At 34.5% G+C, this 1,819-nt stretch carries 1 protein-coding gene; it reads right to left on the minus strand.

Annotated elements, in window-relative coordinates:
• Positions 1 to 142: 142 nt before the first annotated feature.
• A complete protein-coding gene (locus tag ACYSNM_RS13775; RefSeq protein WP_461757443.1) occupies positions 143 to 1,702 on the minus strand; it encodes an IS1182 family transposase in 1,560 nt (519 codons plus the stop codon).
• Positions 1,703 to 1,819 lie beyond the last annotated feature (117 nt).

A 1,819-nucleotide genomic window follows, 5' to 3' on the forward strand; every position in this document is an offset into this window, starting at 1 on the left:
AAAGGGGCTGTCTCTAAAGAAAAAGAGACAGCCCTATTTTTTTGCATTTTACTTCTGTGTGATTTTCGGTATTTTTCTAAATATGCGAAGCTCAGACATTGGAAAAATATATTTTCAGTTTTTTTGTGTAAAAAGGGGCATTTTATGCCACTCTTTTTCTAATATTCTGTGCGATTGCCAATAATCCGAACTCTAAGGACACTTTTTCCTTACCTCGGAGCATAAAGCGGCGGAACCCGTGGTTCTGTTTAATATTTCCGAAGACGGTTTCTACATCATGACAGCGTTTTTTGCGCTTTTCTTTTCCTAAATCGGATTGTAGTAAGTCGCTAGCTTTCTTTCTGTGATTTTTGAGGTTTTCATTTACCTCTATTATTCGATTTCCTTTTGCTTTATGACATAAAGTATATAGTGGGCATCCTGAGCAATTTTTAGCTTGATACCTTTTTATTGTTTGACAAAAGCCTGTGGTTGTTTTTCGAGTTACAGTATCTAAGTATTCCATTTGTTGTCCAATCGGACAAGTATAACTATCGTTTTGCTCATTATAATATAACTTATCTACTGAGAAGGGTTTCTTATCTGCTTTGCTATTTGCTCTTGGCTTTTTACTAGCTTCTTCTTGTTCGTTATTAAAGGAGTTATACTTTACATAAGCATCTACATTTTGCTCCTCTAAATAGTGATAGTTTTCTTCACTACCATATCCAGCATCTGCTGTTAATGCCTTGGGTAAATTGCCTAGATTATCTTTGAAGTTTTCTAAGTGTGGTATTAATGTAGTGGTATCTGTTGGATTGGAGTGAAGAGAATAAGATAGTATAAATTGATTATTAGTAGAGATCTGTACATTATAGCCTGGTTTTAGCTGACCATTCTGCATATGATCTTCCTTCATTCGCATAAAAGTAGCATCCTGATCCGTTTTAGAATAGGAGTTTCTCTCTTGTAGTATTTCTTCTTTCTCTAGATATTCCTCTAACTTTTTAGGGTATTCTCTTGCAATGCGAGTTAGCTTGGATTTAACTTCTTTACTGGCGTTAGGACTTTTTTTTAAAATGCTATTTAAGGTATTGATTGTCTCGGTCAAGGAATCTTGATCCATTTTTTTAAAGTCAGGTGGAGGAGGTAATTCTTGTTCTTGCCTAGCTACAGAGTCTGCATATTCCCATATAGATTGGATTTGCTCGAACATTTTCTCTTTGTAATTAACAACAGCCTTCTTCCATACAAAGGTGTATTTATTGGCATTAGCTTCTATTTTCGTACCATCTACAAAAGCTTCCTCAATACAGATAAAACCCTGCTGCATAAATAGACTAACGATTTGGTAGAATATACTTTCGATATTATCCTTTAATGCAGCGATACGAAAACGATTCAAAGTATTGTGATCAGGGAAGTTCATTCCGCTTAACCACATGAAATGAACATTTTCTTTACATACTTTTTCCATCTTTCTACTGCTGTAAATATTGCTAACATAGGCATACACCATCACCTTCAACAGCATCTTTGGATGATAACCCAAAGCCCCGCGATTAGAGGATTTCTCATATAATTTACTTAAATCTAACTCATCGATAACCTTATTTACAATGCGTACTGGATGCAAGGCGGGAATGAAATCTTCTAAAGAATGAGGAATCAAACTCATTTGATTCTGATCGTAAAGTCTAAAACGAGGTGCTTGTTTTGCCATATTTACTTGAATTACTTATACTAATTTAAGTATATTGGATTGTAATTCAAATAATTATAACGGTGTTTTTTACTTAAAAATACAAAAAAGGGGCTATCTCATTTGAGACAGCCCCTT

This window comes from Myroides sp. LJL116 (assembly GCF_054871685.1).

What these genes read in the sequence shown, in the direction of transcription:
- ACYSNM_RS13775 (WP_461757443.1), bottom strand. Translation starts at nt 1,702, where the DNA reads ATGGCAAAACAAGCACCTCGTTTTAGACTTTACGATCAGAATCAAATG.